Here is a 23,848-nt window from a genome sequence, read left to right on the forward strand (position 1 = left end):
TGGCTTGCTCCTGTGGTTGCCCAACAGGAACGCACAACGAGCCCGGCCGGTCGCATCACTGCTCGGCAGTCGCGTCGGCGACCTGCTCGCCCTCGGCGGTCGGCGCGTCCGTGGCCGCTTCGACCGACGATGCCATCGCGGCCTCGGCCTCTTCCTGCTGCGCCTTCAGCTTCTCCGCACGCTCCTCGGCGCGCTCGGTGGCCTTCTCGCCCGGCTTGCCCTTGTTCGGGTTGTTGCGAGCCGGACGCTCCTTCACACCGGTCACGTCCAGGAAGCGCGCAACGCGGTCGGTCGGCTGCGCGCCGTTGCCCAGCCAGAACTTGGCGCGCTCGGTGTCCAGCACCATGCGCTTCTCGTCGTCCTTGGCGAGCAGCGGGTTGTAGGTGCCGATCTTCTCGATGAACTTGCCGTCGCGGGGGCTGCGCGCATCGGCCACGACGATGCGGTAGTACGGACGCTTCTTGGAGCCACCACGCGACAGGCGAATGCTGAGAGCCATTGTGTTCTTCTTCCTTGGTTTAACAGTTGGTTGGTTGAATTACTTCTTGCCGAACTTCTCGAAGCCCGGCGGGAGCTGGAGTCCGCCCGGGCCGCCCAGGCCGGGCAGCTGCCCGCCCATCTTGCCCATCATCTCGCCCATGTCGGCGCCGCCCATGGCGTTGCCGAGACCGGCGAGGCCGCCACCCGGTCCGCCCTTGCCGAGCATCGCCATCATGCCCTTCAGGCCGCCCATCTTCTTGATGCGCTTCATGGCATTGGCCATTTCCTGATGCATCTTCAGGAGCTTGTTGACGTCCTGCACGGTCGTGCCCGAGCCCTTGGCGATACGGATCTTGCGCTTGGCGTTGATGAGTTCGGGCTTGGCGCGCTCCTTCTGGGTCATGGACGTGATCATCGCGTCCATGCGCAGGAGGATGCGCTCGTCGATCGCGCCGGAGTTCATCGCCGCCTGCGCCTTCTTCATACCCGGGATCATCCCGGCCAGCGCGCCCAGCCCGCCCATCCGCCGCATCTGGCCGAGCTGCGCGCGCAGGTCGTCCATGTCGAACTGGCCCTTGGCGAGCCGGCTCGCCATCCGCTCGGCGTCTTCCTGCTGAACGGCCTCCGCCGCACGCTCCACCAGACTGACGACATCGCCCATGCCGAGGATGCGACCGGCGACGCGGCCCGGATGAAACGCCTCCAGCGCGTCCATCTTCTCGCCGGTGCCGGCAAACTTGATCGGCTTGCCGGTGACGGCGCGCATCGACAGCGCCGCACCGCCGCGCGCATCGCCGTCCATGCGGGTCAGCACCACGCCCGTCAGCGGCACCTGCTCGGAGAAGTTGGTGGCGACGTTCACCGCGTCCTGGCCGGTCAGCGAGTCGACCACCAGCAGGATCTCCTGCGGGGTCGCCACATCGGCAACGGCCTTCATCTCGTCCATCAGCGCCTGATCGACGTGCAGGCGGCCCGCGGTGTCGAGCATCAGCACGTCATAGCCCTGCAGCTTGGCGGATTGCAGCGCGCGACGCGCGATCTCCACCGGCTGCTGCCCGGCGACGATCGGCAGCGTGGCGACGTCCACCTGCGTGCCGAGCGTGGCGAGCTGCTCCTGCGCCGCCGGACGGTTCACGTCCAGCGAGGCCATCAGCACCTTCTTGTTCTCGCGCGTCTTCAGCCGGCGTGCGATCTTCGCGGTGGTGGTGGTCTTGCCCGAACCCTGTAGGCCGACCATCATCACCACCGCCGGCGGGGTGACGGCGAGGTGCAGCTGCGCCTCTTCCTCGCCGGCCGAGCCGCCGAGCAATTCGACCAGCGCATCGTTGACGATCTTGACGACCTGCTGCCCGGGCGTGACCGAGCGCAGCACGTTCTGGCCGATCGCCTTTTCGGTTGCGGCGTCGACGAACTGGCGCGCCACGGGCAGCGCCACGTCCGCCTCCAAGAGCGCCACGCGCACCTCGCGCATCGCGGCGCGCACGTCAGCCTCGGTCAGCGCGCCACGGCCGCGCAGCCGATCGAAGACACCGCCAAGCCGGTCGCTCAGGCTTTCGAACATCAACCAAACTCCTCTCGACCAACCCATCGGCTCAACGCAAAGAACGCCGGCGGACGAAACCTCGTCGGCCGGCGTACGCCCTCGGGCGCCACGTTCCTTGCGTCGCTTCGGGAGCGATCGTGTCGCGGCCATAGCGGAACCTGCCCCCGCTGGCAACCGCCACGCCGCAGCGCGGGCGATAACCTTCGCGCTTAACCGCTTCTACACGGCCGGCATGGAATAGCGCATCACGGAACTTCCCTGAGGTGAACATGGCGGCACAGGACGAGGCGGAACCCGGTCCGCGCGCGAAGATGCGTGAGCCGCGGATACGGGAAGACATGCTCAGCGCCGCGATCACCACCGCGGCGATCCTGTTGTTCGTCGCGACCGGCAGCACCGTGCTCGCAAGCGCTCTCCGGCACCTTGGCTCGGGCACCACCAGCACCGATCAGACCCTGGTGATCGCCCTTCTCCTCAACGTCGCGCTGATCCTGTTCGGCTGGCGCCGTCATCGGGAGCTCAGCCGGGAGGTCACGATCCGTGCCGCGGCGGAGGAACGCGCGCAGCAGCTGGCCAGCCGGGATCCGCTCACCGGCTTCCTCAACCGCCGCTGCCTGGCCGAGGAAGGCGCCGCCCTGTTCGCGCGCGCGCGGGCACGCGGCAAGGCGATGGCGCTGCTGATGCTCGACCTCGATCACTTCAAGACGGTGAACGACATGCACGGCCACGGCGTGGGCGATGCACTGCTGCGCCGGGTGGCCGAGGAGATCGCCTCGGCGCTGCCGCAACAATCCCTGACCGCGCGGCTGGGCGGCGACGAGTTCGCCTGCGCCTTTCTCTTCGACCCCGCCCATCCCGATACCGCCGAGCGCCTGGCCGAGCGGCTGGTCAGCCGCCTGGCGCAGCCCTTCCATGTGGATGGCCTGGTTCTCCATGTCGGCGTGTCCATCGGCATGGCGCGATCGGATGGCGATTGCCCCAATGTCGACACGCTGATCCGCTCCGCCGACATCGCGATGTACGCGGCGAAAAATGCCGGTCGCAACCGCCACGCCTGGTTCGACCTGTCGATGGAACGCGAGTTGAAGGCGCGCAACGAGCTGGAAACCGGCCTGCGTCAGGCCATTCCGCGGCAGGAGATCGTGCCCTATTTCGAGCCGCAAATCGATCTCGCCACGAACCGCCTCTCGGGTTTCGAGGTGCTCGCCCGGTGGGAGCATCCGACGCGTGGCTGCATCACGCCGGACCGCTTCATCCACATCGCGGAGGAGACAGGCATGATCGCCGACCTGTCGCTTTCCATCATGCGCCAGGCATTTCAGTTCGCCCGTGACTGGGATCCCGGGATCACGCTCTCGGTGAACATCTCGCCGTGGCAGCTCAAGGATCCGTGGCTGGCGCAGAAGATCATCAAGGTCCTCACCGAAACCGGCTTCCCTGCCCGCCGGCTGGAGGTCGAGATCACGGAATCGGCGCTGTTCGACAATCTGGCGCTCGCCCAGTCGATCGTCGGAAGCCTGAAGAACCTTGGCATCCGCCTGGCGCTCGACGATTTCGGCACCGGCTATTCCAGCCTCGGCCACCTCCGCGCCTTGCCCTTCGACATCATCAAGATCGACAAGAGCTTCATCATGTCCATGGCGGAGAATGCCGAGGCCGCCGCCATCGTCAATGCCATCGCCCGGCTCGGCGAAGGCCTGAACCTCCCGATCGCCGCCGAAGGCATCGAGGGCCCGGAGATCGCGGAGCGGTTGCGGGAGCTCGGCCTCGCCAAGGGGCAGGGCTATCATTACGGTCGCGCCATGAACGTCGGCGCGGCGCGGCGCCTGCTGGCGGAACAGGGCCGTCTTGCGATGGCGCCGGTGGATGCGCCCGCGCCGGACCATCGTCTGGCGGGCTGACGCAGGCTCTCTCCGCGCGGCAACGGGGAAGCAGCGTTGGACTCGCGCACGCCCGGCGCCTAGACCACCGCGATGCCCGCCCCTGCCGTCATCACCCTTGGCTGCCGGATGAATCTTGCCGAGAGCGAGACCCTGCGCCGGCTTGTCGCGGGGCAGGACGTTACCGTGATCAACAGCTGCGCCGTTACCGAGGCGGCGGTGCGCGACACCCGCGCCGCGATCCGCCGCGCCGCCGCGGAGCGCCCCGGCATGCCCGTGGTCGTCACCGGCTGCGCTGCCGAGATCGCGGGCGAGCAGCTGGCGGCCATGCCGGAGGTCGCGCGTCTGGTGCCGAACGCCGCCAAGCTCCTGCCGGAAAGCTGGAACGCGGCCCCGTCCAACAACCCGCCCGTGCCGTTCGCCGGCCATGCCCGCGCCTTTGTGGACGTGCAGAACGGCTGCGACCACCGATGCACCTTCTGCATCATCCCCGCCGGACGCGGCCCCAGCCGGTCGCAGCCCGCCGGTGCGGTGATCGACCGCATCCACGGCTTCGTCGAGGCGGGTCACCGCGAGGTCGTGCTCACCGGCGTGGACCTGACCAGCTACGGGCCGGACCTGCCCGGCGCGCCCACCCTGGGCAGCCTGGTGGAGCGCATCCTGCGCCATGTGCCCCGGCTCGAGCGGCTGCGCCTGTCCTCCACCGACGGCGCCGAGGTGGACGAGCGGCTCTTCGCGCTTCTCACGCAGGAGCGCCGGGTCATGCCCCACGTCCACCTCTCGCTCCAGGCGGGCGACGACCTGATCCTGAAGCGCATGCGCCGCCGCCATAGCCGCGCGGCGGCGGTCGCGCTGGTGGAGCGCCTCAAGGCCGCGCGGCCGGAGATCGCCATCGGCGCGGACCTGATCGCCGGCTTTCCCACCGAAACCGAAGAACAGGCCGCCAACACGCTGGCGATCCTCGACGATTGCGACGTGGTGCACGCCCATGTGTTCCCCTATTCGCCACGTCCAGGCACACCCGCCGCGCGCATGCCGCAGGTGCCCGTCGCCGTGGCGAAGGCGCGTGCAGCAGCCCTTCGCACCCATGCCGCCGCCCGCCGCGCCCGCTGGCTGGCCGGGCTTGTCGGCACGCAACAGAGCGTGCTGGTGGAGCGGCCCAGCACGCGAGGGCACGCGCCCTGTTTCGCCGAGCTGCACTGGGCCACGCCGCTTCCCCTCGGCGCCATCGCCACTTGCCGTGTCACCGGCTTCGACGGCGCTCGCCTGCACGCAACCCCTATCGGAACCGCGGCCGAGCCGGTAGCAACCGCGGCATGAGCACCACTCCCAGCTGGCACGACAAGCTGCTTGGCGGTTTCCGCCGCACATCCGACCGCCTTCTCGGCAATCTCGCCGGCCTTGGCGCCGCGCGCCTGGACGACGAAACGCTGGACGAGATCGAGGAAGCGCTGATCGCCTCCGATCTCGGTCCGGAAACCGCCGGGCGCATCCGGCAGCGGCTCTCCGAGGGCCTGTACGAGCGCAACATGGAGGAGCTCGGCATCCGTCTGGTCGTCGCGGAGGAGATCGAGAAGACGCTGGCGAAGGTGGCCCGGCCGCTGGAGATCGAGGCCTTCCCCCGGCCGCAGGTGATCCTGGTCATCGGCGTGAACGGATCGGGCAAGACAACCACCATCGCCAAGCTGGCGCACTGGCTCACCGAGCAGGACTATGCGGTGATGCTCGCGGCCGGCGACACCTTTCGCGCCGCCGCCATCGGCCAGCTCGCCACCTGGGCGGAGCGCGTGGGCGTGCCGATCATCTCGGGCAAGGAAGGCGGCGACGCGGCCGGCATCGTCTTCGAGGCGGTGAAGCAGGCAACCGCGATCGGCACGGACGTGCTGATCGTCGACACGGCCGGACGCCTCCAGAACAAGCGCGAGCTGATGGACGAGCTGTCCAAGATCCGCCGGGTGCTCGGCCGGCTCAACCCCGCCGCACCCCACGACGTGCTGCTCGTGCTGGACGCCACCACGGGCCAGAATGCCTTGAGCCAGATCGAGGTGTTCCAGAAGGATGCCGGCGTCACCGGCCTGGTGATGACCAAGCTCGACGGCACCGCGCGGGGCGGCGTTCTCGTCGCCGCGGCGGAAAGATACGGGCTGCCGATCCACGCGATCGGCGTGGGTGAAGGCATGGGCGACCTGCGCCCCTTTGATCCCAACGAGGTCAGCCGCATCATCGCCGGCGTGGACACGGTGCGGAAGTAAGCGAGATGAGCACCAGACCACCCGCCTCACCCGGCTTCCGCATGGCGCTCGATTATGGGCCGCTGCTCGTCTTCTTCGCGATCAACTTTCTGACCCACGGGCCAGCCATCACGCGCATCGTGGCGGCGACCATCGGCTTCATGGTCGCGATGGCGATCGCGCTGCTCCTGTCCTGGGTGAAGACGCGCCACATCTCGCCGATGCTGCTGATCTCCGGCGTGCTGGTGATCGTGTTCGGCGGGCTTACCGTGTGGTTCCACGACGATCGCTTCATCAAGATGAAGCCCACTTTCGTATACTCGATCTTCGCCGCGGTGCTCGGTTTCGGTCTCGCCACCGGCCGCCCGCTCCTGCAGGGCTTACTGGAGGCCGCCTATCCCGGCCTCACGGCGATTGGCTGGCGCAAGCTGACGCGAAACTGGGCCATCTTCTTCGTGTTCATGGCGGTGCTCAACGAGCTCGTATGGCGCAACACGAACACCGACTTCTGGGTCGGGTTCAAGCTGTGGGGAGCGATCCCGCTCACCTTCCTGTTTGCGATCGTGAACATCCCCATGCTCCTGAAGCACGGCCTCAATCAGCCGGCCGAGGTGGAGACCCCGCCGGCGGACTGATCGGCTGGTTTGGACTTCGGGGGCGGCGCAAGGAGGCATGAGCGCCTGCCCAAACTCTGGAAACTACCGGTAAGCGCGTCGCGGGCTGAGCAGAAGGATCAGCCGAGCAAGGGTGGCAAAAAGGTTGCTCCCGGTGGCGAGCATCACCCAGATTGCCAGGAACAACCCCGCTGGTCCCGGATCGGTGCTGAATGCACTTTCTGTCAGCAGATATATGCCCAGCATGCAGGCCGGCGACCAGATCAGCATCCATCTGGCCGGCAGAGCAAGCGTGACCACCGCCGGAACGAGGCTCAGCAGGCCGAAAACGACGAGCATGTCCACAGCTGGTCTGTCCTTTGCTTCGCAAGGACGCCACGGTCCTCACCTCCGATAGCCTAGCCCTCGCCAAGATGTACCGCCAGCCACACGGTAGGCGGATCCTTGCTCGTCCCCGTTACCCAATGGCGCTGGCCTGCGCGGATCAGCAAGTGGTCGCCGGGTCCAAGGACCACTTCCTCCGAATCCTCGATCCGCATCGCCGCCTCGCCCGCCAGCACGATCACCCACTCGTCGTGGCTCTGCCGCATGGGCGAGCGTTCGGGCGTGCGCTGGCCCGCCGACACGATCCGTTCCACCCGCGAGCCTGCCGCCTCGGCAAGCGTGGTGAAGGCCTCCGCCCGCCGCGCGTCGGGCAGATCGGCGAAAAGGTTGCCGACCTCCGGCGCGAACCGTGGCGGTGGCGGTGGCGGTGGCGGTGCGGGGTCGCCGCCCTTCGCCCGCGCTTGTCCACCCTTTCGCGCCGCCTTCGGCAAGGGCTCCTCATCGTTCGCCGCCCGGCTGGCGGCGGGCTTCGGCTTGCTCGGTCGACGCGGTGGCTCATCGGTCACCGGCGGGCGCGCCGGGCGTTTGGGCGCCGGAGTGTCACGAACGCTGGTCTTCCAATCGGCTGCGACGGCCCCGCGCAGATAGGCCTCGACCTCGCCTGCGCTCGCTCCCAGTCCCTCCGCACCGATGCCGAACACCGGCGCGCCGCTCGCGTCTTCCAGCCCGAACTTGCCGAAGTCGCCGCCCGGTTTGCGCCGCCGGGAGGCGCGCAGCTTCAACCCGCGGTGTAGCGCCATGTCGCGCAACTTGACGGTGGTTTCGTCCGGCATGCCGTGGCAACGCGCGATTGCCGCCGCCCGTTGCTTGCGCCAAAGGCGGCGCATGCCTCCACGTTTCGCCTTTACCATCCATGCCACCGATGGCCGGGCGCGCACCGGCGAGATTGCCATGCGCCGCGGCACCATCCGCACGCCCGCCTTCATGCCCGTCGGCACCGCCGCCACCGTGAAGGCCGTGAAGCCGGCCGACGTGCGTGCGTCGGGCGCCGACATTCTGCTGGGCAACACCTATCACCTGATGCTCCGCCCCGGTGCCGAGCGCGTGGCCCGGCTGGGCGGGTTGCACCGCTTCATGGGATGGGACTGTCCGATCCTGACCGATTCCGGCGGCTATCAGGTGATGAGCCTTGCCGAGCTGACCAAGCGGTCGGAGGACGGCATCGTCTTCAAGTCGCACCTCGACGGGACCCGCCACATGATCTCTCCCGAACGCTCGACCGAGATCCAGCGGCTGCTCGGCTCCGACATCGTGATGGCGTTCGACGAGCTGGTGCCCACCACCTCGACGCGCGACGTACAGGCTGCCGCGATGGAGCGATCCATGCGCTGGGCGCGCCGCAGTCGCGCGGCGTTCCTTTCGGGCGGCGAGCATGCCGAAGTCGCCGCGCAGTTCGGCATCCAGCAGGGTGCGCTCGACGAGGGATTGCGGCGCGCCTCCGCAGACGCGCTGATCGACATCGGCTTCGATGGCTATGCCGTTGGCGGCCTGGCCGTCGGCGAAGGACAAGAGGCGATGTTCGCCTGTCTGAACTATGCGCCCGGGCAATTGCCGGCGGATCGTCCGCGCTACCTGATGGGCGTCGGCAAGCCGGACGACATCGTCGGCGCGGTGGAGCGCGGCATCGACATGTTCGATTGCGTGCTGCCCACGCGCTCCGGCCGCACGGGCCAGGCCTTCACCCGCGACGGGCCGGTCAACATCCGCAATGCGAAACACGCCGAGGATCAGAGCCCGCTCGATCCCGATTGCGCCTGCCCCGCCTGCACCGGTTGGAGCCGGGCGTACCTCCACCATCTCGTCCGTGCGGGCGAGATCCTGGGCGCCATGCTGATGACCGAGCACAATCTCTGGTTCTACCAGACGCTGATGCAGGATCTGCGGAACGCCATCGCCGGCGGCCGGTTGACCGAGTTCGCCAACGCGTTCCGCGCGCGCTACAATCGCCCGAAAGGAGAGGCAGGATGAGCGACCATAACGAGATCGTCGAGGCGGCCAAGGACTGGGCTGGCGTCAAAAACGACAAGGATCGCGAGGCCACGCGCAGCCGCAACTGGCCGACCAACCTTGGCGTCGCCGCCGGCGTCGGCATCGGCTCCGCGGCTCTCGCAGCTGTTCTGCTCTATGCTCGCGAAGGCCGGAAGAAGGAGCGCTGAACCGGCGAAAAGCGCGCATTTCAGCCATTGCTCACATCTTGCTCATGCCGCTCATTGCGGTGGCATGGCAGCGATCGGCCTCCCGCAAGAAAACAGGAGACGATCATGACGACCCTCGCCGATGCATCCCGCCGCCGATGGCACCCGCTTTTGTGGGCGGGTGCCGCCGCCCTGCTGACGGTGCCCGCCATTGCCATGCGCTTCACCGCCGAGGTGCAGTGGACCGCCTCCGACTTCGTGGTGATGGGCGTCATGCTCGCTGCCGCCTGCGGCGCCTTCGAGGGGCTGCTGCGGGCCGGCAACGGCGCTGCCTACCGCATTGCCGCGGCGCTGACCGTGTTTGGCGTGTTCTTCCTCATCTGGGTCAATCTGGCGGTCGGCATCATCGGCAGCGAAGACAATGACGCGAACATGATGTTCGCCGCCGTGATCGCCACGGTGATCGGCGGCGCCTGCATCGCCCATTTCCAACCGCGGGGCATGGCGAGAACGCTGCTCGCCGCGGCCGTGCTTCAGGTGCTGATCGCCGCCGTTGCGGTGATCGGCCGCTTCGGCAGCGTGGAGAGCGTCAATTGGCCGAAGGACATCATCGGCTGCACGGGCATCCTCACCGCCTTCTGGCTGATCTCCGCGGCGCTCTTCGCCCGCGCGAGCCGCAGCTGACGTCTTGGCGTGGCGCACGCACGGGCCTAGGTAGCCTGCGGCATGCGCCACGCTCTCGACATCACCACCTCCATTCTCGGCCAGCCCTGGCACTGGCGCGCGCTGTCTGCCGACACGCGCGATGGCGGCTTCGCGCCGGACGACCTCGTGACGCAGCTCCTCCTCTCCCGCGGCGCATCGCGCGAAGCGCTGGAGGCGCACCGCGCGCCCTCCATTCGCGGCTTCATGCCCGACCCCTCGATCTTCCGCGACATGGACCGGGCAGCGGAGCGGCTCGCGGATGCCGTGCAGCGGGGAGAGCATGTCGCCATTTTCGGCGACTATGACGTGGATGGGGCAACCTCCGCCGCGGTGCTGATCCTGCTTCTGCGCGAGCTCGGGCTGGACGCACGCGCCTACATTCCCGACCGCCAGCTGGAGGGGTATGGCCCCTCCGGCCCGGCCCTCCTCCGCCTGCGCGAGGAAGGCGCCGACCTCATCGTCACCGTGGATTGCGGCGCCCAGGCGTTCGACGCGCTCGATGCCGCACGCGGGGTGGGTGTCGACGTCGTGGTCGTGGACCACCACAAGTGCGCCTCCGCCCTCCCCTTCGCCCATGCGCTGGTGAACCCCAACCGGCTGGACGAGGTGGAAGGCGCCGAACACGGGCATCTTGCGGCGGTGGGCATGGTCTGGCTGCTCGGCGCGGCGCTGGTGCGCGTGCTGCGCGGGCGCGGCTTCTTCGCGGAGCGGGCGGAGCCGCGCCTGCTCGACCTGCTCGATCTCGTGGCGCTGGGCACGGTCGCCGACGTGGCGCAGCTGCGCGGCCTAAACCGCGCCTTCGTCGCGCAAGGGCTGAAGGTCATGGCGCAGCGCCGCAATCCAGGCCTCAATGCGCTCATCTCCGCAGCCCGCCTGACCCGCGCGCCGTCCTGCAGCGACCTGGGCTTCGCGCTCGGCCCGCGCATCAATGCGGGTGGCCGTGTCGGCAAGTCGGACCTCGGCGTGCGGCTTCTCACCACGCGCGACCCGGCGGAGGCGGACCGCATCGCCGCCGAGCTCGACCAGCTGAACGAGGAACGCCGCGCCATCGAGGCCATGGTGCAGGAGGAAGCGGAGGAGCGCGCCCGTGCGCAGGGCGATTGCTCGGTCCTGGTGGTGGCGGGAAGGAACTGGCATCCGGGCGTGATCGGCATCGTGGCGGGCCGGCTGAAGGAGAAGTTCGGCCGACCGGCGATCGTGATCGCGCTCGACGAGAATGGTCGGGGCAAGGGGTCCGGCCGCTCGATCTCGGGCGTGGACCTCGGCGCCGCGGTGCTCGGCGCCAAGGACGCCGGGCTTCTCGTCGCCGGTGGCGGCCACGCCATGGCCGCGGGCCTCACGATCGCCGAGGACCGGCTCGAGGCCTTTTCCGACCATTTGGAGCAGCGCCTCGGCGCCGCGGTGATCCGGGCGCAGGGCGAGCGCGCGCTGCTGCTCGATGCGCTGCTGGCTCCCGGCGGGGTGACGCCGGCGCTGGTCGAGGCGATGGAGGCGGGCGGCCCCTACGGCACCGGCTGGCCGCAACCGCGCGTGGCGGCCGGGCCGGTCCGCATCCTCAAGGCCGACATCGTCGGCAACGGCCATGTCCGCCTGATCGTGGCGGGTGACGATGGGCGCAGCCTGAAGGCGGTGGCGTTCCGCCAGGCGGAAACCGCCCTGGGCGTCGCCCTTCTCTCCGCGCCGTCGCACCGTCGATTGTGGCTCGCCGGCCGCGTCCGGATCGACGATTGGGGCGCAAGGCCTGCCGCCGAGATGCACCTGGATGACGCCGCCTGGGCCGATTGAACGCTTGACCACAAGCCGGCGAGCGCGTAGCAGCCGCCACCACGCCATGTGCATGGCCCCTTCGTCTAGTGGTTAGGACGCGGCCCTTTCACGGCTGAAACACGGGTTCGAGTCCCGTAGGGGTCACCATCTCGCTGCCGATGGCAGAAGTACTTGATACGGCGTTTCACAGTTCGCTGGCTTTGCAGGCCCGAACGATACAGGTGCGCTTCGGCAGGAGTCGGGCTGCATTCTGGCCCGTATGCGTCTCGAGACAGCACGCAAGCGGGCCGACACGATTCGCTCGACGCCCGGCCGTTCGTAAACGCAGATGCCGTGCTGCGGCGCTTCGTGAGCCAGGCTGAGATGGGCGGCGCGGACCGCCTCGCATCAAAGAGCGCGGTCGAGCGCCGAGCGGATCGTCAGTCGCTCCGTTACGACTTGTTCGCCAACCCCTGTGCCACGCCGGCGCTCCTCAAGGCTTCCACGCGAAGGCGGGGGAAAACCTCCTCGATCGGCTTGGTGTCGGGCAGCACGTACACATAGCCGCCCTTTCGGAGGAACTGCGGCCGCAGGACCTTGCCGTAAAAGGCCACCGGCACGTTGATGCAGCCAAAGGTGATCCGATTGTCGTCGGGTGTGGGCGACAGCATGCGCTGCCGTCGGCGCTCCTTCTTCGCGGCATCCGCCGGGATCGGGTGGATCGCCACTGAGGTGGCATAATCAACCCAGAGGATCCTTTCCGAGCGGAACGGCACGCCGAACTTTGCGAGGAAGCGCCCGGCCGGCGTGGTCTTCTCGGCGGGGCCGATCTCCGCCAGCTTCTTGCTGCCGACGCCTGCCGTGGCATCGTCTCCGGCGGCGATACCGACCAGCACGGGCACGGCGCCCAGCGCCTTTCCCTTCGCATCGAACAGGAACAAGGAAGCGCTCGTCTTGTCGACGATCGCGTACGGCAGCGCGCGATTGTCTCCCGATGCCGCCACCCATTGCGCGACCCGTGCGGCCGCCTCGGAGGGGATGATCGGGTTTGCGGCGGCTGGGACTGCGCCTTTCTGCCGTTTCGCATCTGTTTCCCGCGCGCTGGCCGCGGCTGGTACGATCAGCGCGGATGCGGCCAGCACCCGCAGGATCAGCTTCATCAAGATGTCACGCCTGTGAACCGGCCGTTCCCGAAGGAACGGCCGATGGTAGAAGAGGATCGTCGCGATCAGTGGCGCGGCCGCTTGGGCCGGGCCTCCTGCGCCTGGAGCCGCTGCTCGACACCGTCCACGCGTCCGGTGATCTGATCGAGCCGCTGGCCGTTGGCCTGCGACTGGCCGGACGCCGCCTGTGCCTCAGCCAGCGCCGACTTGGCCACGCCGTCCGTTTCCTGCAGCCTGGTTTCGAGCGTGTCCACGCGCTGGCTCACCGGGGCGATCTGTTCCCGCACATAGGACTTCGTCGCACAACCGCTAAGCGCCACAGCCCCCACCAGAAGGAGCACACCGGGCGCGGATTTCAAGATATTCTGAGACATTGCGTGCCTTCCAAACTTCACTTCCCCTGCCCGAAACGAACAAGCGTGAGAACGGTGCCGCAACAATCCTGAATCTGTTCAAACGTGCTCGCCGTCCGACCAACAGAGCCGATCACCCATGCTCCACGACCGGCGCCGGCCGCTCTATCGCTTACGCTTCCGCTCCGGCTGGGCCGCGAAGGGATCCCTCGGGATATCGCCTGCCTTGTTGGCGGCCCTGGGCGCCGTCTGCGCACGCTGCGCATCGACGCACCTGCGCAATTCGGCGACCGCTGCGCCGCTGCCCCCCAGGTCCAATCGCTCGACCGTCACGTCGCCGCGCAGGATGTGGAGGCTTGGCGACGCAGCGAAGTAGGCGGGGAACTGCTGTCCGAAGCTGGTGACAAAGCCCTGCTTGCCATCGGCCACGATGCCGACCGCGAAGTGTTTCGGGAACTGGCCCTTTGAGAGGCGGAAGGCGAGCTGCAGCCGGTCCTTGGGCGCGATCGACCAGTTGGCGTTCAGGACCGTCAGATGGTTGGTGCCGTCCACCTCCAGCCCCAGCAGCAGCGTGGTTCGACCGGCCCGATCATATTCACGGGTCAGGAAACAGCCGTTCCCGTCCGCACTTTCCGCCACGGTCCAACCTGCAACAGCCCGCGATGCGTAGTCGCCAGCGGCTGCCGGGCCGCTCACCGACAGCGCACTCGCGAGAAGCAACATCACGGGGCAAGCCCGGCCAACCTGCCGCCTGAACCGAGCCGCTGCCCGCAACATGATCATGTGCTTGTCTCCGGAACCTTCGAACTCTTGGGCAATCCCGATACGAAATGAGATGCCCGTCCGAGAAGCCCCCTTCTCCGCCCCGCCGCCCCGCCTGTTCCTCCAAATCGGCATGGCCACCGTATGCGCCCATCGCCACAGCGGACGGACAGCCTTAGCGTATCCAGTCGCGGAGCTTCAGATCCGCGGCCCGCTTCGTTTCCGCGTTCATGCTGTTGGCCATGATATCGAGCGCCCATCGAGTGCGCTGTTCGTCCTGGCTCGCCACGCAATCGGCCGGCACCCACAGGTCATATTCGCGCATATGGGCGTCGGCCGCGGTGAAGAGCACGCAGATATCCGTCGAGATACCGGTGAGGATGAGCCGGCGCGCTCCCAGCTTCGGCAGCAACACGGGAAGATTGGTCGCGTAGAAGCCGGAAAACTGGGGCTTCACGACGAAGAAGTCGTCGTCCCGCGGCCGAAGCAGATCGACCACTTCCTGCGCGCGTGTTCCCTCGACGCGCTCGATGAGGCGAGATCGTTCGGAATGCCACTGGCCGTAATTGTCGTTCACATAGACGATCGGCACTCCGGCATCGCGACAATCCGTAATCAGGCCGGCAATGGCATGGGCAGCGCTCCTCACTCCAGGGAGCATCTCCTTGCCTCCAGGAAAGTCCAGATCCGTCATCATGTCGATGATGAGCAAGGCGGCTTCGCCAGGCGCCTTCTTGTTGATCTCGGCGTCCGTCATCGCCTTATTCCGGCGCGCGGCCGCTCGAGTTCCGGCCTGCGCGCTTGCCCGAGGCCCGGCCACGATCACCCTTCATTGCTGCTCTCCCAAAGCTTTGAAGGGATAACCGCAGAAGGAGCATCGGGGTTGCGCCGGCGCGGCGCCCTTGAACCTGGATCAAACAGATTGGCGCGGCGGCACAGATATTTTGCGGGGAATGGGGGGCAAGCTCCTCGACTCTCAAGACGGAAAAGGCACGATACTGAAATGGATAGGCGGCAAGATTGATCGCAGCGAAAGTATCAGCTTTTCGGCATGATCTCGAGCTTCAGATCGATATCGCGACGAACACGGCGCCCGTCTCCTCCTTGCGATCGGCCGTATCGAACGCTTCGTTGATCTGGTCGAGCGAGAAGCGGTGCGTGATCAACTTTTCGACGTCGATACGACCCTTGGCGATCAGGTCGAGCACCATGCCCTGCTCGCGATAGATGTCGTGCATGGCGAAGCTGGCGCTGGGGATCAGCTGGATCTCCGACATCTGAATGCGCTGCCATTCCAGCGGGATCGTGGTCTCGCCGGCATCGAAGCCCCCGACGATCACCACCTTTCCGCCGCGCCGCACCATCTTCGTGGCCTGCGGCAGGGTTTGCGGCATCGACTCTCCGCCGGCGCATTCGAATACGATGTCCGCGCCACGACCGCCCGTGAATGCCTTCACCCGCTCGACCGCATCCTCCTCGGCGGCATTGACGACCGCATCCGCGCCCAGTTCCTTGGCCAGGTCCAGGGAGCCTTGCACCAGGTCGCAGATGACCACGTCCGCCCCGCTCGCCTTGGCCAGCATCATCTGGCCCAATCCGATGGGACCGGCGCCGATCACCGCCACCTTGTCGTTGATGCCGAGCCCGGACAGGTGCTGCGCATGCAGGCAGACCGAGAAGGTATCGATCAGCGACGCTTCCTCGAAGCTGACGTGATCGGGCAGCCTGTAGAACTTCTCCGCCGGTCCGACGACATATTCGGCATAGGCCCGAGACACATATTGCGTGCGCACGTCGTACAGGTGCTCGCAGATATTGTAGCGCTGGATGCGGCAATACTCGCACACGCCGTCGCCCATCACCGTCTCGATAACCACACGGTCGCCGGGCTTCACGTTGGTGACGGCCTCGCCGACCTCGACGGCCTCGCCGGCGAGTTCATGCCCCATGATGTGGCATTCGAGTGCCGGGTCGTGCTTCTTCCAGTGGCGCAGGTCCGTGCCGCAGATGCCCGCCACCCGGACGCGCGCCAGCACGAAGTGCGGAGCGGGGATGATCGGGCGCTCGGCCTCGGTAACCTGGAACGTGCCCTCCGCGGTTTTCAGTGCAGCCTTCATGGGGTCCGGACGTCCTTTGGTCGTCGCCAGGCGGCGAGGTCAGCTTGTCTTCTGCCGGCGCGGCTCGATGCGGAGGTTCACGACGTCGGCCGCCGCCGATCGCGTGAGGATGAAGTGGATCGCCCCGGCAATCTCTTCCGCCTGCAGCATCTCCTGCCGGGCCACTGCCTCCCGCTTCTCCTCCTCGCTGCATTCCTGCATGTCGGTGTCGACGGAGCCGGGCTGCACGACGCTGACCTTGATGTTCTTGTCCGCAACTTCCTTGCGGAGAGTCTCGGCGAACGCCTGAACGCCGGCCTTGGTGGCGGAATAGACGCTTTCGCCGGCCGCCTTGATCTCGGTGCTGATCGAACCGACGAACAGGAGGTGCCCGCCACCCTGTCGCTCCATCCGCTCGACCGCGGCCTTGGCGCACGCGAGATAGCCGACGAGGTTGGTCTCGATCACGTAACGCCAGTCCGTGTCCGCCATTTCGTGGATCGGCTCGGCGCCAAGCGCTGCACAGGCCACCAGCATGTCGATCCCGCCCAGCTTCTCGTCGGCAGCAGCGAAGACGGCGTCGATGTCCGCCATGCGCGAAGAGTCACCAGCGATCCCGAACACTTCGCCGCGCCCTTGGACGGCGGCCAAGGCACCCTCCATTTCCCGGCGGTGCCGCCCGAAGGTCAGCACGCGGGCACCTTCTTCGACCAGCACGGCAAGCGTCGCGCGACCGATCCCGGTCGTCCCGCCGGTAAGGACGATGCGCTTGCCGGCAAGTTCGGTATGCTCGATCGCCATATCTAGTCCCAGGTGATCACAAGCCGCCCGCTGGCGGGCACGTGAAAGTCGATGCGGTCGTCCGAACTGTGGTGGGGACGGATTGCGTCGGCATCGGCCGTCGTCACCGTCGTCCTGGTAAGCTTGCGCCGCTTGAGGCGGACGACCCGCAGGTTGGCAGTGCAGGTCTCGCCCCCGTCGAGCGTGATCGTCAGCGCGCGGTCGCCGGTGCGCTCCACTCCGCGCAGCAGATAGTCGCAGAAGAGCAGGAACGGCGCGCCCTCGACCTTGTGGAAAGCGCGCGACGCGAAGATGAAGGCCGCTCCCACGCCATAGACTTCCTGGCCGACCTGCCCGGCCGGCTGACCATCGGGATACAGATCCTCCAGCGGAAAGGAGAGCGCCCGGTCGATATGGCCGTTCGGCTCCCGCGGCTTTTCGGCAAGCACCTCCGGCGGCAGGGCATCGGGATAGTAGGACCAGGCCCGGGACAGCGCATATTTGCAATATTCGCTGAGCAGCATCCGCGCCTCGGGCTCGAGGTCCGGACCGCTGTCGTTCAGATATTTTTCGAACGCCAGGAAACTGTCAAAACATTCGAACATCGCCATGTACGGCGCATCTTGCAGGCAGGTCACCGCAAGGAACGTCTCGTACGTCGTGGCATGGCCTACCTGACTGTCCCAGAGCACGCAGTTGTGCAGAAAACTCGCCAGATAGACGTAGCTCTGCTCGAGATAGACTTCGCGATTGGTGATCCGCCACAGCCTCATGCAGGCCGCCGCGCCCCAGGCCGTGAGGTTCGCCTGATAGTTGATGTTGAACCGCAGCCCCAACGCCGCCTCGATCGCCGCCTTGGCTTCGTCCAGGTAACGTTTGTCGTCGGTCAACTCGAACGCTTGCAGCATGACCCATGCGTACACGCCGCCCACGTCGGTCTGCCCGCGGCCGTCCGCCGGCGCCGTTTCCTCGATCACCGTGAAATCGGTCACGTTGAACTGGACCGGCCAGCGATAGTCGAAATGCTGGGCGGCGCGGATGCCGTACTCGATCGAGCCCATGAACAGCGCACGGGCGTCCTCGTCACCATTGAGGGCCAGATTCCCGAGGTTCAGTAGCGGGTGGTACAGATACCAGCTATCGACCGCATCGGCGTCCTTCTCCTTGCCGACATTCGGCAGGTACCGCCGCATCGTCCTCAATTCCGGATCGAAGAACTTCTTCAGGCCCTTCTTCAGCTCCGCCTCAAGCGGAAGCGGTTCGCCGCGCCACTTGCCCCAACTGTGCAGCGCGGCGATCACGGACATCTGCACCATGACATCGGGATACTCGCCAGCCGTGTAGGGATGGACGTACAGGTGGCCATAATGCCGCACCGTCGCTTCGGGCGCTTCGGCGAGATCGCGAGCCGACTGCTCTGCCCGTTCCACCCAGTCGCGATATTGCACCGGGGGCAGATCGAGCATCTTGTAGGCCGTGCCGAGCATCTGGACGAACTGCCGGGCAGATTCGCGCTCGTGCGGCGGTGCCTCATGCCGGAAAACGAGGATGAGATCGGACAAGGTGACCGGCTCGTCCGGCTGGAGCGCCACGCGCGATGTCCCGGCATCGCGCGACGGCGTCGGCACGAGATAGCCGAGTTCCGGCCATTCGCCTCCGACCACCCCGTCGGGCGTCGTGCCGGTCGCCCGGAAATAGTCGTTCAATGCCGTCAGGTCCTGCAGGTACAGGACATTGCCGAACGCCGGCTCGTCGATGCGGAAGTACAGCAGGGCGGCATTGTGGCCGCGCTGGGCCGCTTCCACGTTTCCTTTCGCTTGCAGGGGATCGTCGTTGCGTCCGAGGGGGTAGAGATCCCGCGGCACGAACGGCAGCGTCATCCTGTTCGACGGGGTGAACCGGACGACAATGCGAAGCCGTTCCAGGGAATCCTTCTGCTTGAAGAAGGTGACTAGGTGCTTGCCCGCTCCGCTGACGGCCTCCAGCCGTGCGGCTTCTCCGGCTTCGCGGCGCAGCGACCTGCACCGGAACGGAGCCGCGAGAAAGGCGACGCGCACCGCAAGTCCGCCCTTGCCTGGTCGCCGCACGATCGCGAAGATCGAGTCGGCGGATGTTCGCACCTCGACCTGCAACTCGCCCAGATCGAAACGCGCCAGTGCGTCTCCTCCGCTGCCCAGCGTATCCCGGAAGGCAAGCAGGTAGGGACTGACCGGGGCCGCCGCTTTCTCCACCGCTGTCGTCGCCATCATCCTCACGCCCATCAACCAGTCCGGCCATCCAGCAATAGACGGCTCGCCGGATTTGGATAGATTCCCAGATCAATAATGCAGGTTACGGCGATCGCCTTCTGCGGATGTGGTCGGGCGCACCGGTCCTTCGTCCCCAAGGGGTGATGCTTCCTCATCCCTTGGGCGTCATCCTCCATAGCTAACGCCAGGCGCTCATCCATGTTATCGTGCGTTAGTTATAACATGTTGATTTCCGGAAGAAGCCGGCGGGGAGAGACCATGAGCTTGAGCGCGGGCTCGGAGGCAATGCGACTCTTCATTGCAAAGGTCGACACTCGATCCTCGCTGAACGCCGACGAGCGCACAGCTCTGCTCGGGCTGCGCGTCACGCCGCGCCACGTCCATGCGCATCGCGAGATCGGGCGATTTGGCGAGCATGTCGAGCACGCCTGTTTGGTTGCCGAGGGCCATGTCGCCCGCTTCGCGCAGCTGGAGAACGGAAGTCGCCAGATCGTCTCGATCCACATCGCAGGAGACGTGGTCGATCTCCACTCGCTGATGCTCCCTTCCGTGCCCACGCCGCTCCTGGCGCTGACCTCGGCGAGTCTGCTGCAGGTAGCCCATGCAGACCTGCGCGGGCTCGCCGTTCGCCATGCCGGCATCGCGGCGGCGTTCTGGCGGGAATGCGTGGTGGACGGGAATATCGTGGCCGAGTGGCTCGTCAACGTTGGGCGCCGAGACGCGCGGGCGCGGCTGGCGCATCTGCTTTGCGAGTTTGCCGTACGCTCCGGGCAGATCGGCACGCTGGTACGTGGCCGCTGCTTCTTTCCCATCACGCAGGAGCAGATTGCCGATGCACTCGGTCTCACGCCCGTGCACGTGAACCGGATGATGCAGACGCTGCGAAGCGAGCGCCTGGTGCAACTTTCGCAAAGAGAGCTCACGATCCTGGATTGGGAGGGCCTGAGGCGCGTCGGAGAGTTCGACCAAAGCTATCTCCACCTTCCCACGCTGAGCGTCGAAGACGCACAGATTTCCTGATGCAAAGGGCTCTCGCGCACCCGGGCGCGGCCACCGCCCGCGGACACCCGCGCGCTCTCACCCAGCGGTATAGGATGAACAGCGCCTGGCGGGGGAGCTTGCCGCACGCGCCTTGCCGATTGCGCCTCCGCACGTGCGCTGGCCAAGGATGTGATCGCCGCAGCGCAGTGCCAGCGCCATGATCGTCAGGCTGGTGTTCACCGCACCCGCGCTGGGCAGCACGGAAGCGTCCGCGACGAACAAATTCTTCACGCCGTGGACCTCGAGGTCGGGAGAGACGACCGACATGGCCGCATCCTCCCCCATCCGCGCCGTGCCGGTCTGATGCCACAAAGCAGGGCGGCGCGGCGGTGCGATGGTCAGATAACCGGCCGCGCTGAAGACCCGCACGGCTCTGCGGCGCAGTTGATTGAAGGCCGAGTGGTTCATCTCCGGCTCGATCCGGTGAGAAATACGATCGCCGTCGAAGAACAGTCCTGAGTTCCTGCCGGGCAGCGCCTCGCTCATGTGGAAGCAGGTGAGCGCGCGCCCCGCCACGAACCGGGCCGCCGTCCGGGTGCCAGGCGGCAGCTCGCTCCAGAACGGCATCTGCCCGGCTGTCTGGATCACCCCCAGCGGGTAAGGCCAGTCGTCGTCGCCGAAGTAGAGGTGGTTCAACGCGAAGCTCTTGGTGTGCAGCGACCCCAGGCTCTGCCGACCGATCAGCGGGAACAGGACGCCTGCCGAATGCCCGCCGAGATATCGGCCGAGCGCGCCGCCCGCATTGCCCAGTCCCGGATCGCTCTCACGTGCACGCGATCGTTGCAGCAACTGCGCCGTCCGGGGAACGCCGCAGGCGAGGACAACCGTTTCCGCGCCCACGCTGTACTCGACGGCCCCGCGCTGCAGGATCGCGCCCCCAGCCCTCTTGCCGGATCGATCCAGAAGGATGCGGGTGCAGCTTGTCCCGGCCAGCAGCGTCGCGTTGCCAGTGGCAAGCGCCGGACGGACGGCCGCGATCTCCGCATCCAGCTTCGCGTCCAGGCGGCAATGATGGCCGTCGCAGGTGGAACACACCCGGCATGCTCCCCTGCCCTCCCGAACGTCCAGCCCGCGCGGTATGGGCGTGACCGGCACACCTGTGGCCGACAGGCGCCGGCGTACGTCGTCGATCTCGGGCGGATACGGGACGGGTGGATAGGGGTAGGCGCCGCTTCGCCGTGGCTCGGTAGGGTCCGAGGCTCCATCGCCATGCACGCCGTACAGTCGTTCGGCAGCAGCATAATAGGGTTCGAGCGTCCGGTAGGTGATCGGCCAGCCGGGCGAGACGCCGTTTGCGAACGCCAACTCCCCGAAATCGCGTTCTCGCAAGCGGTAGAGCGCGCCGCCGTAAAATTTCGTCTGGCCGCCGACCTGGCTGACCGCCGAGCCGCGCTTGGGATAGGCCTGGCGGATGTAGGTCCCGATCGGCTCTCCAGGGCCGGGCGGCGTGGAGGCGAGCTGCCCTCCGCTGTCCACCAGCAGGACCTTGGCGCCGCCCTGCGCCAGACGGAGGGCGATCGTGCCGCCGCCGGCACCGCTGCCGATGACAAGCACATCGCACGATCCGGGAATGTCCGGCTCCATTCTCGCCACCCCTCGTCAGCGGCCTCGCTGCCGGATTGCCTCCGTTATGGTGCGAAGGCAAATGCATGCGGACAGGCGAAACCTTGGAACAAGACGGCGTTTGTACCTGAAGTTGCACGGCTATCTTATGAGCAAACCTCCTTTTGATTACCGCTTGTAACAACTATTCTCCCCGCCATAGACCGATGATCCGTGGCCGCATGCAGGTAATCTTGTAGGTTCTCCGAACCGAGCAGTTCTCCCTGCCGGACAGGAGCGCTCTAAGAAGCGTCCTGTGACCGCACGCGATCTCCAATCTCGATCGCTTGGGCACGGCGGCGTGGCCACCCCCCCGCGCCGCCGTGCCACTTGTCCTGCCCGTCTACGGTGACGCATGGGGCGCCAACGACTGCCCGCCGCAATCAAGATTGGAACGTCGGCCTGCCGTCAGGAATGTCGTTGCAGTCGCTCGATCACCGTGTCCGCCAGGGCGAGGGATGCAGTCATGCCTGGGGACTCGATGCCATAAAGGCAGACCAGTCCCTCCAGACCATGTTCGGCCGGGCAGGAGATGATGAAGTCCGCCGCCGGCTCCCCGGGGGCGCTCACCTTCGGCCGAATGCCGCAATAATCGGGCCGCAACTTGTCGGCGTCGAGGTTCGGCCAGATGCTGCGGGCGGCCTGCACGAACGCGTCACGGTCCGCATTGTCCATGGAGTATTCCAGCGCCTCCACCCATTCGACGTCTGGGCCGAAGCGTGCGCCGCCGGCAAGGTCGAGGGTGAGGTGCGTGCCCAGTCCTCCCGGCACGGGAAGGGGATAGATGAGGCGCGCGAAGGGCACCTGCCCGCCATAAGCGAAGTAGTGGCCGCGTGCGAGGTGAAGGGGCGGGACCCATTCCTCGTTCAGCAGCTCGATCGTCCGGGACAGATCCGTCGCACCATGTCCTGCCGCATTGACGACCCAGCGCGCCTCGATCGATCCCGCCTCGTCTCCCTCGGTCCGGACGACCCATGGATATGACGTGCCGCGCGTGATCGCCACGGCGCGCGTGTTGCGGGCGAGCACCGCGCCCGCGTCCTGCGCACCGCCCAGCAGCGCCAGCATCAGCGCATGGACATCCACGATGCCGGTGGAAGGCGACAGCAGCGCGCTGGCACAGGAGAGTTCCGGCTCCAGCGCTCGAACCTGCGCGGCATCGAGGGCAACGAGGTTGTTCACGTCCGCTGCAGCGGCATGGTGCAGGATCTGCCCCAGCCGCGCTTCCTCGCCTTCGTGAAAAGCCACGATCAGCTTGCCGAGTTGCCGATGCGGTACGTGATGGGACCGGCAGAAATCGTACAGCGCGTGGCGGCCGCGCACGCACAGCTCCCGCTTGAGCGGCAGTTCGTCATAGTACAGGCCGGCATGGATCACGCCGCTGTTGCGCGCACTGGTCGCGGTGCCGAAGCGCGACTCGGCTTCGAGAACCACCACCTCCTTGCCCGCGAGCGCCGCTGCGCGCGCGATCGCCAGGCCGACCACTCCTGCGCCGACGACGACGACGTCAGTGTGCATCGAGAATGGCAACCGCCGCCAGAGGAGGATCCAGGCGCTCGCTCAGAAGCGGCCAGGCACGATCCTTGTCGGACACCGCCGATGGCGGCAGCGGCCAGTCGATCTCCAGCGCGGGATCGTCGAAGCGGAGCCCTGCCTCATGAGCCGGCGAATAGGGCGCCGAGACGAGGTACGTGACCTCCACGTCGTCCGTCAGCGTCTGGAAACCATGGGCGAAGCCGGGCGGAACGAACAGGCCTTGCCGGTTGTCGTCGTCCAGCACGAACGCCTGCCATTGCATGTAGCTGGGCGAGTCCGGACGCAGGTCCACGATGATGTCGACGATCGCACCGCGCAGGCAGCGGATAAGCTTCGCCTCCTGGAAGGGCGCCTGCTGGAAGTGCATGCCCCGGATGGTGCCCAACCGGTTGGACACGGACATGTTCTGCTGGACGAAGCGCACGTCGATCCCCGCTCCGGCCATTTCGTCAAGGCACATGGTGCGCGCGAAGAAGCCCCGCTCGTCGCGGCGCTCGACAGGGCGGATCACGAATGCATCGGTCAGTCGCGTTTGCTCGAATTCCATC

24 protein-coding genes and 1 tRNA gene are annotated in these 23,848 nt (G+C 67.0%); 11 read left to right on the forward strand and 14 right to left on the reverse strand.

The window, feature by feature from the left end; genetic code table 11:
* Positions 1-55 precede the first annotated feature (55 nt).
* Positions 56-499, reverse strand: coding sequence for a 30S ribosomal protein S16 (rpsP, locus tag DVW87_RS00615; RefSeq protein ID WP_114685853.1), 444 nt, complete (start codon positions 497-499; stop codon positions 56-58).
* Between the two features lie 39 nt (positions 500-538).
* Positions 539-2,041, reverse strand: coding sequence for a signal recognition particle protein (gene ffh / locus DVW87_RS00620; protein ID WP_114685854.1), 1,503 nt, complete (start codon positions 2,039-2,041; stop codon positions 539-541).
* A gap of 251 nt (positions 2,042-2,292) precedes the next feature.
* Between ffh and DVW87_RS00625 the strand changes: the two genes are divergently transcribed.
* From DVW87_RS00625 to DVW87_RS00640, 4 genes are all read left to right on the forward strand, one after another.
* A complete protein-coding gene (locus DVW87_RS00625) occupies positions 2,293-3,924 on the forward strand; it encodes a putative bifunctional diguanylate cyclase/phosphodiesterase (protein ID WP_114685855.1) in 1,632 nt (543 codons plus the stop codon).
* Between the two features lie 72 nt (positions 3,925-3,996).
* Complete coding sequence (gene mtaB / locus DVW87_RS00630; RefSeq protein ID WP_114685856.1) at positions 3,997-5,223, forward strand: tRNA (N(6)-L-threonylcarbamoyladenosine(37)-C(2))-methylthiotransferase MtaB; 1,227 nt, start codon at positions 3,997-3,999, stop codon at positions 5,221-5,223.
* On the forward strand, positions 5,220-6,155 hold the full coding sequence (gene ftsY / locus DVW87_RS00635; RefSeq protein WP_114685857.1) for a signal recognition particle-docking protein FtsY: 936 nt from the start codon (positions 5,220-5,222) through the stop codon (positions 6,153-6,155). Before mtaB ends, ftsY begins: the two co-directional genes overlap by 4 nt.
* 5 nt (positions 6,156-6,160) lie before the next feature.
* Entirely contained in the window at positions 6,161-6,769 is a 609-nt protein-coding gene (locus tag DVW87_RS00640) for a septation protein A (RefSeq protein WP_114685858.1), read from the forward strand.
* 63 nt (positions 6,770-6,832) lie between these two features.
* Here the strand turns inward: DVW87_RS00640 and DVW87_RS00645 are convergent, their stop codons facing one another.
* On the reverse strand, positions 6,833-7,093 hold the full coding sequence (locus tag DVW87_RS00645) for a hypothetical protein (RefSeq protein ID WP_147276163.1): 261 nt from the start codon (positions 7,091-7,093) through the stop codon (positions 6,833-6,835).
* 53 nt (positions 7,094-7,146) lie between these two features.
* On the reverse strand, positions 7,147-7,905 hold the full coding sequence (locus DVW87_RS00650) for a cupin domain-containing protein (protein WP_239017698.1): 759 nt from the start codon (positions 7,903-7,905) through the stop codon (positions 7,147-7,149).
* Positions 7,906-7,957: 52 nt separating this feature from the next.
* Between DVW87_RS00650 and tgt the strand changes: the two genes are divergently transcribed.
* From tgt to DVW87_RS00675, 5 genes are all read left to right on the forward strand, one after another.
* Positions 7,958-9,100, forward strand: a complete 1,143-nt coding sequence (gene tgt / locus DVW87_RS00655) for a tRNA guanosine(34) transglycosylase Tgt (protein ID WP_114685860.1) — start codon at positions 7,958-7,960, stop codon at positions 9,098-9,100.
* Positions 9,097-9,288 (forward strand): hypothetical protein, encoded by a 192-nt coding sequence (locus DVW87_RS00660; RefSeq protein WP_114685861.1) that lies wholly within the window; start codon positions 9,097-9,099, stop codon positions 9,286-9,288. Before tgt ends, DVW87_RS00660 begins: the two co-directional genes overlap by 4 nt.
* A gap of 105 nt (positions 9,289-9,393) precedes the next feature.
* The gene (locus DVW87_RS00665) at positions 9,394-9,951 is read left to right on the forward strand and encodes a hypothetical protein (RefSeq protein WP_147276164.1); all 558 of its coding nucleotides are present in this window, start codon (positions 9,394-9,396) and stop codon (positions 9,949-9,951) included.
* A gap of 42 nt (positions 9,952-9,993) precedes the next feature.
* Positions 9,994-11,757, forward strand: coding sequence for a single-stranded-DNA-specific exonuclease RecJ (gene recJ / locus DVW87_RS00670; RefSeq protein ID WP_114685863.1), 1,764 nt, complete (start codon positions 9,994-9,996; stop codon positions 11,755-11,757).
* 54 nt (positions 11,758-11,811) lie between these two features.
* Positions 11,812-11,886 (forward strand) — tRNA-Glu (locus tag DVW87_RS00675).
* Positions 11,887-12,170: 284 nt separating this feature from the next.
* Here the strand turns inward: DVW87_RS00675 and DVW87_RS00680 are convergent.
* From DVW87_RS00680 to DVW87_RS00695, 4 genes are all read right to left on the reverse strand, one after another.
* Positions 12,171-12,878, reverse strand: coding sequence for a hypothetical protein (locus DVW87_RS00680; protein WP_114685864.1), 708 nt, complete (start codon positions 12,876-12,878; stop codon positions 12,171-12,173).
* Positions 12,879-12,946: 68 nt separating this feature from the next.
* A complete protein-coding gene (locus DVW87_RS00685; RefSeq protein WP_114685865.1) occupies positions 12,947-13,255 on the reverse strand; it encodes a hypothetical protein in 309 nt (102 codons plus the stop codon).
* 144 nt (positions 13,256-13,399) lie between these two features.
* Positions 13,400-14,017, reverse strand: a complete 618-nt coding sequence (locus DVW87_RS00690) for a hypothetical protein (protein WP_114685866.1) — start codon at positions 14,015-14,017, stop codon at positions 13,400-13,402.
* 154 nt (positions 14,018-14,171) lie between these two features.
* A complete protein-coding gene (locus DVW87_RS00695; RefSeq protein ID WP_114685867.1) occupies positions 14,172-14,753 on the reverse strand; it encodes a cysteine hydrolase family protein in 582 nt (193 codons plus the stop codon).
* A 145-nt stretch (positions 14,754-14,898) separates the two neighbouring features.
* Between DVW87_RS00695 and DVW87_RS17910 the strand changes: the two genes are divergently transcribed.
* Positions 14,899-15,051 carry a hypothetical protein gene (locus tag DVW87_RS17910; RefSeq protein WP_181814656.1) on the forward strand — a complete coding sequence of 51 codons (153 nt, stop codon included), beginning with the start codon at positions 14,899-14,901 and terminating at the stop codon, positions 15,049-15,051.
* Positions 15,052-15,060: 9 nt separating this feature from the next.
* Here DVW87_RS17910 and DVW87_RS00700 read toward each other — a convergent pair whose 3' ends face one another.
* Genes DVW87_RS00700 through DVW87_RS00710 form a run of 3 tightly spaced genes read right to left on the reverse strand, consistent with a single transcriptional unit; the run spans position 15,061 to position 19,121 of the window.
* Entirely contained in the window at positions 15,061-16,113 is a 1,053-nt protein-coding gene (locus DVW87_RS00700; RefSeq protein ID WP_114685868.1) for a zinc-dependent alcohol dehydrogenase, read from the reverse strand.
* A 39-nt stretch (positions 16,114-16,152) separates the two neighbouring features.
* Positions 16,153-16,893 (reverse strand): SDR family oxidoreductase, encoded by a 741-nt coding sequence (locus DVW87_RS00705; protein WP_114685869.1) that lies wholly within the window; start codon positions 16,891-16,893, stop codon positions 16,153-16,155.
* Between the two features lie 2 nt (positions 16,894-16,895).
* Positions 16,896-19,121 carry a hypothetical protein gene (locus tag DVW87_RS00710; protein WP_239017699.1) on the reverse strand — a complete coding sequence of 742 codons (2,226 nt, stop codon included), beginning with the start codon at positions 19,119-19,121 and terminating at the stop codon, positions 16,896-16,898.
* A gap of 258 nt (positions 19,122-19,379) precedes the next feature.
* On the opposite strand from DVW87_RS00710, the gene DVW87_RS00715 reads away from it, so the two are divergent.
* Positions 19,380-20,141, forward strand: coding sequence for a Crp/Fnr family transcriptional regulator (locus DVW87_RS00715; protein WP_181814657.1), 762 nt, complete (start codon positions 19,380-19,382; stop codon positions 20,139-20,141).
* Between the two features lie 57 nt (positions 20,142-20,198).
* Here the strand turns inward: DVW87_RS00715 and DVW87_RS00720 are convergent, their stop codons facing one another.
* From DVW87_RS00720 to rfbC, 3 genes are all read right to left on the reverse strand, one after another.
* Positions 20,199-21,746: a GMC oxidoreductase gene (locus tag DVW87_RS00720; protein WP_114685871.1), complete on the reverse strand. Its 1,548-nt coding sequence runs from the start codon at positions 21,744-21,746 to the stop codon at positions 20,199-20,201.
* A gap of 426 nt (positions 21,747-22,172) precedes the next feature.
* On the reverse strand, positions 22,173-23,282 hold the full coding sequence (locus DVW87_RS00725) for an NAD(P)/FAD-dependent oxidoreductase (RefSeq protein ID WP_114685872.1): 1,110 nt from the start codon (positions 23,280-23,282) through the stop codon (positions 22,173-22,175).
* Positions 23,272-23,847 carry a dTDP-4-dehydrorhamnose 3,5-epimerase gene (gene rfbC / locus DVW87_RS00730; protein ID WP_114685873.1) on the reverse strand — a complete coding sequence of 192 codons (576 nt, stop codon included), beginning with the start codon at positions 23,845-23,847 and terminating at the stop codon, positions 23,272-23,274. Before rfbC ends, DVW87_RS00725 begins: the two co-directional genes overlap by 11 nt.
* Position 23,848 lies beyond the last annotated feature (1 nt).

Source organism: Sphingomonas aracearum, assembly GCF_003345355.1.
Classification (GTDB): Bacteria; Pseudomonadota; Alphaproteobacteria; order Sphingomonadales; family Sphingomonadaceae; genus Sphingomonas; species Sphingomonas aracearum.